We start from the raw sequence: 5,656 nt of genomic DNA, 5'->3' as shown, positions 1-5,656 counted from the left end.
CCCCCCCGCCACGCCGCAGCTGCATCGCCAGGCGATGCGGGTGCTGGGGGCGGCCATGACCTGAACGCCGCGCCGCCCGCCCGCAGGTCAACGCAACGCTTCAGCCACAAAGGTGAACGAGCATGCATGCACTAGGGGTAGCAACGGTGGAAGACGCAGAGCGGCTGGTGCAAGCCAGCCCGCTCTCGCATATCAAGGTGGGGTTGTCCGACGTCGACGGTGTGATGCTGGGCAAATACTTGCGGCGCGACAAGTTCCTGAGCGCGCTGCGCTCGGGGCTGGCGTTCTGCGACGTGGTGCTCGGCTGGGACCTGGACGACCAGCTCTACGACAACACCCAATACACCGGCTGGCACACCGCCTACCCCGATGCCAAGCTGCGCATCGTGCCGCAGACCGGGCGTCGGCTGCCGCTGGAGCAGGGCCCCGGCGGCGAAGACATGCTGCTGTTCCTGGCTGAATTCGACGGCGATGCCAGCGCCATTTGTCCGCGCCGGCTACTGCATCGCACGCTGGATCGCGCGGCAGGCATGGGCTACGAGGTCTACGCCGCGCTGGAATACGAGTTCTTCATGTTCCGCGAGACCCCGCATTCGGTCCGTGCGAAAAACTACCGCAACATGGAAAACTGGACGCCGGGCAACTTCGGCTACTCCGTGCTGCGCAGCACCGTCGAGGGCGACTTCTACCGCAAGCTGCTGGACATGTGCGAACGCATGGACATGCCAATCGAGGGCTTGCATACCGAAACGGGGCCGGGCGTGCTGGAAGCGGCCATCGCGGTGGACCAGGCCGCCGCCGCCGGCGACAAGGCTTTTCTGTTCAAGACCTTCACCAAAGCGCTGGCGCAGCAGAACGGGCTGATGGCAACCTTCATGGCCAAATGGTCGCATGATCATCCCGGCCAGAGCGGCCATATCCATTTGTCGCTGCGCGACAGAAAGAGCGGCCGTTCGGCCTTCTACGACGAATCGCAGCCGCACGGCATGAGCGCGACGCAGGTCGCGTTCATGGCCGGCGTGCAGCGCTACCTGCCGGAGTTCATGGCGCTGTACGCGCAGACGATCAACAGTTATTCGCGTCTGGTGCCGGGCTATTGGGCGCCGCTGGACGCAACGTGGGGCATGGAAAACCGCACGACCGCGCTGCGCCTCATCCCGGGCAGCGACAAGTCGCAGCGCGTCGAGGTGCGCATCGGTTCGGCGGACGCCAATCCCTACCTGGCGTTGTCCGCCGCGCTGGCCTCGGGCCTGTACGGCATCGAGCAGGGCTTGACGCCTGAACCCATGGTGCAAGGCAATGCCTACACGCAGCAATTCCCGGCTCATTTGCACCTGCCCACGACCTTATGGGAGGCGGCGCAACGCCTGCGCGGGTCCGAAGCGGCTCGTCACTTGTTCGGCGATCCATTCGTCGAACACTACGCCGCGACGCGCGAGTGGGAAGAACGGCAGTTCCGGCGGCATGTGACCGACTGGGAGCTGGCGCGCTACTTCGAAATTATCTGAACCTGTCCAACCGCTTGCATAGGGCGATCATGACCCAGGAACTCATCACCATCAGTCCCATCGACGGGCGCGAGGTTGTGCGCCGCGCCTACGCCAACGATGCCCAAATTGCGCAGGCGCTGGCGCAAGCGCAGTCCGCGCAAGTGGCATGGCAGGCGCTAGGCGTGGCAGAGCGGGGGCGCATGGTGTCCGCCGCGGTGGACCGCTTCGTTGCGGCCAAGGACGAGATCGCGCGGGCCATCACGATCCAGATGGGGCGCCCATTGCGTTACACGCCAGGCGAAGTGGCCGGTTTTGAAGCGCGCGCGCGCCACATGATTTCAATCGCGGATGCGGCGCTGGCGCCCGTGCGCGTGCCCGAGCAGGCCGGATTCACGCGTTTCATCAGCCGTGAACCCATCGGCGTCGCGTTGACCGTCGCGCCGTGGAACTACCCCTTGCTTACGGCAGTAAACAGCATCGTCCCGGCCTTGATGGCGGGCAACACCGTCATCCTGAAGCACTCCGACCAGACGCCATTGTGCGCCGAGTTGATGGATCGCGCGTTCCGCGACGCCGGCGTGCCGAAGGGCGTGTTCCAGTACCTGCATGCCAACCACGACACCGTCCAACGGCTGATCCGCGCGCCCGAGATCGGCTATGTGTCATTCACGGGGTCGGTGCGCGGTGGACGCGTCGTCGAGGAAAGCGCGGCGGGGCGCTTCATCGGGGTGGGCCTGGAGCTGGGCGGCAACGACCCTGCCTATGTGCGCGCGGACGCCAGGTTGGATCACGCCGTCGAGACGCTGGTGGACGGCGCATTCTTCAATTCGGGGCAGTCCTGCTGCGGTATCCAGCGCATCTACGTCGCGCGGCCGCTTTACGACGAGTTTGTCGAACGCGCGGTTGCACTGACAAACGGTTACGTACTGGGCAATCCGCTGCACCCCGAAACGACGCTGGGGCCGGTCGTCCGTGCCCGGGCCGCAGCCGAGATTCGCGACGTCATCGCAGAAGCCGTGTCGGCCGGCGCGCAAAACATGATTGATCCCTCGCATTTAAATAATGCGAGTGAAAGCTCGCCTTATGTCGCACCCGCAATCCTGACGCGAGTAAACCATCGCATGCGCGTCATGAACGATGAGTGCTTCGGGCCGGTCGTCGGCATCATGCCCGTCGATACCGACGACGAGGCCGTGGCGTTGATGAACGATAGCCCCTATGGGTTGACGGCGGCGGTGTTCACGCAAGACGAAAGCGCCGCCCTGGCGTTGGGCCGTCAAGTGCGTACCGGAACCTTCTTCATGAACCGCTGCGATTATCTGGACCCCGCGTTGGCCTGGACCGGCGTCAAGAACACGGGCCGCGGCGTGTCCTTGTCCGCCATCGGCTACGAGCAACTCACGCAAGCCAAATCCTTTCATCTGCGCAGCGTCTGACAACGCGTCTTCAGGAATCGAACCATGACCGTGCCCAGCGTCAATTGGAACTATCCCACTGCAATCAAGGCGGGTCCCGGCCGCATCAAGGAGCTGGCCGATTGGTGCGCCGAACTCGGCATGAGGCGGCCCCTGCTCGTCACGGACCCGGGCCTCGCGGCATTGCCGATGGTGGGCGACGCCGTCCGTGCCTGCCGTCAGGCCGGCCTGGAATGCGGCCTATTCCACGAGGTCAAAGGCAACCCCACGGGACGCAATGTCGAGGACGGCGTGGCGGCCTATCGGCAGGGCAGGCACGACGGTGTCATCGCCTTTGGGGGCGGCTCGGCGCTGGACGCTGCCAAGGCCATCGCCTTGATGGCAGGCCAGAAGCGGCCCTTATGGGACTTCGAGGACGTCGGCGACAACCATCTGCGTGTGAACGTGGCCGGGATGGCGCCCGTCGTCGCGGTGCCGACCACGGCCGGCACGGGGTCGGAAGTGGGCCGCGCATCGGTCATCACGGACGAGGCCGCGCAGGTCAAGCGCATCATCTTCCATGCGCGCATGCTGCCCTCCATCGTCATCCTGGACCCGGAGCTGACGGTGGGGCTGCCGCCGAAGATCACCGCGGCGACAGGCATGGATGCCTTGTCGCACAACCTGGAGGCGTACTGTTCGCCGTTCTTCCATCCCATGGCGGCGGGCATTGCGATGGAAGGCATGCGCCTGGTCAAGGAATACCTGCCGCAGGCCGTGGCCGACGGGGCCGACCTCCAGGCGCGCCAGCAGATGTTGGTGGCCTCGTGCATGGGCGCCACCGCTTTCCAGCGCGGCCTGGGCGCGATGCACGCGCTGGCGCATCCGCTGGGCGCGCTGTACGACGCGCACCACGGCATGCTTAACGCAATCCTGATGCCTTATGTATTGAAGGCCAACCAGCACGCGGTGGCTCCCCGGCTGGAAGCACTGGCGCGCTACCTGGACCTGCCCGCCACGGGTCCGGGGGCAGTGCTGGACTGGGTGCTGCGCCTGCGCGAGGCGGTGGGCATTCCCCACACGCTGGCGGAAATCGGCATCGACGAGGCCCAGGCCGAACGAGTCGGGCGCATGGCCAGCGAAGATCCCTCGGGGGGAACGAACCCCATTATTTTCACGGCCGACCAATATTCACAACTTTTGCGTGCATCAATTCGCGGAAACCTGTAAGCTTCGCCCCCTCTGCGCGGAAACGCGGGTGGCTGAACGAAAGTTTTTGAAGATTTTCATCCGAATGGTTTGACACCGGATTTGAAAGTGTTCATAATCTCAAGTTCTCCGCTGGAGGGGTGCCCGAGTGGTTAAAGGGGGCAGACTGTAAATCTGTTGGCCTTGCGCCTACATTGGTTCGAATCCAATCTCCTCCACCAGAGACCCAACTCTTGAATCCAGGCGATGTCTGCCTGGATTTTAAAATTAGGCCTAGGGAACTGGGCGACCTTCGCAAAGAAGGTTGTAAGGTTCTCCAGGCCTTGATTTTGAGGGTTTGGGAAAGAGAAGGTGAATGGGTATGCCGCGGGTGTAGCTCAATGGTAGAGCAGAAGCCTTCCAAGCTTACGACGAGGGTTCGATTCCCTTCACCCGCTCCAAGATTTTTAAATGCCCATGTGGCTCAGTGGTAGAGCACTCCCTTGGTAAGGGAGAGGTCGCGCGTTCGATCCGCGCCATGGGCACCACAAATTTCCAAGTACTTTTCTTCAGTCTGAAGCGCAATCCAGGTCAGGAGTCAGCCATGGCAAAAGGCAAGTTTGAACGTACCAAGCCGCACGTGAACGTGGGTACGATTGGTCACGTTGACCACGGCAAAACGACGTTGACGGCAGCTATCACGACCGTTCTGTCGAACAAGTTCGGTGGCGAAGCCAAGGGCTACGACCAGATCGATGCGACTCCTGAAGAAAAGGCTCGCGGCATCACGATCAACACCGCCCACGTCGAGTACGAAACGGAAGCGCGTCACTACGCGCACGTTGACTGCCCGGGCCACGCTGACTATGTGAAGAACATGATCACGGGCGCCGCTCAGATGGACGGCGCGATCCTGGTCGTGTCGGCCGCTGACGGCCCGATGCCGCAAACGCGTGAACACATCCTGCTGAGCCGCCAAGTTGGCGTGCCGTACATCATCGTCTTCCTGAACAAGGCTGACATGGTTGACGACGCCGAGCTGCTCGAGCTGGTGGAAATGGAAGTTCGCGAACTTCTGTCGAAGTACGACTTCCCGGGTGATGACACCCCGATCGTCAAGGGTTCTGCCAAGCTGGCGCTGGAAGGCGACAAGGGCGAACTGGGCGAACAGGCCATCATGAACCTGGCAGCTGCGCTGGATTCGTACATTCCGACGCCTGAGCGTGCTGTTGACGGCGCGTTCCTGATGCCGGTTGAAGACGTGTTCTCGATCTCGGGTCGTGGCACGGTGGTGACGGGTCGTATCGAACGCGGCATCGTCAAGGTCGGCGAAGAAATCGAAATCGTGGGCCTGGTGCCGACGGTCAAGACGACTTGCACGGGCGTTGAAATGTTCCGCAAGCTGCTCGACCAAGGTCAAGCTGGCGACAACGTGGGCATCCTGCTGCGCGGCACCAAGCGTGAAGACGTCCAGCGTGGCCAAGTTCTGGCCAAGCCGGGCTCGATCACCCCGCACACGGACTTCACGTCCGAGGTGTACATCCTGTCCAAGGAAGAAGGCGGCCGTCACACTCCGTTCTTCCA

General features: G+C 63.0%; 4 protein-coding genes and 3 tRNA genes. All 7 read left to right on the top strand.

Translation table 11 applies throughout. The features are described 5' to 3' along the window. Positions 1-122: 122 nt before the first annotated feature. On the top strand, positions 123-1,508 hold the full coding sequence (locus ACE039_RS30435) for a glutamine synthetase family protein (RefSeq protein ID WP_105555681.1): 1,386 nt from the start codon (positions 123-125) through the stop codon (positions 1,506-1,508). A gap of 29 nt (positions 1,509-1,537) precedes the next feature. Continuing rightward, complete coding sequence (locus tag ACE039_RS30430; protein ID WP_485824210.1) at positions 1,538-2,926, top strand: aldehyde dehydrogenase family protein; 1,389 nt, start codon at positions 1,538-1,540, stop codon at positions 2,924-2,926. Between the two features lie 24 nt (positions 2,927-2,950). Beyond that, on the top strand, positions 2,951-4,114 hold the full coding sequence (locus tag ACE039_RS30425; protein WP_313456801.1) for an iron-containing alcohol dehydrogenase: 1,164 nt from the start codon (positions 2,951-2,953) through the stop codon (positions 4,112-4,114). Positions 4,115-4,227: 113 nt separating this feature from the next. After that, a tRNA-Tyr gene (locus ACE039_RS30420) sits at positions 4,228-4,314 on the top strand. Positions 4,315-4,459: 145 nt separating this feature from the next. Continuing rightward, positions 4,460-4,533, top strand: a tRNA-Gly gene (locus ACE039_RS30415). A 12-nt stretch (positions 4,534-4,545) separates the two neighbouring features. Further along, positions 4,546-4,620, top strand: a tRNA-Thr gene (locus ACE039_RS30410). A 56-nt stretch (positions 4,621-4,676) separates the two neighbouring features. Continuing rightward, positions 4,677-5,656 (top strand): elongation factor Tu (tuf, locus tag ACE039_RS30405; RefSeq protein ID WP_485824209.1); only part of this gene is annotated, 980 nt, incomplete at its 3' end.

The organism is Achromobacter maghribensis, from assembly GCF_057334215.1.
The sequence above is the reverse complement of the archived record's forward strand: the minus strand, read 5'-3'. Positions and strand labels throughout refer to the sequence as shown.

Coding starts and splice junctions, on each gene's coding strand:
- ACE039_RS30435 (WP_105555681.1), top strand. CDS start 123: ATGCATGCACTAGGGGTAGCAACGGTGGAAGACGCAGAGCGGCTGGTG.
- ACE039_RS30430 (WP_485824210.1), top strand. CDS start 1,538: ATGACCCAGGAACTCATCACCATCAGTCCCATCGACGGGCGCGAGGTT.
- ACE039_RS30425 (WP_313456801.1), top strand. CDS start 2,951: ATGACCGTGCCCAGCGTCAATTGGAACTATCCCACTGCAATCAAGGCG.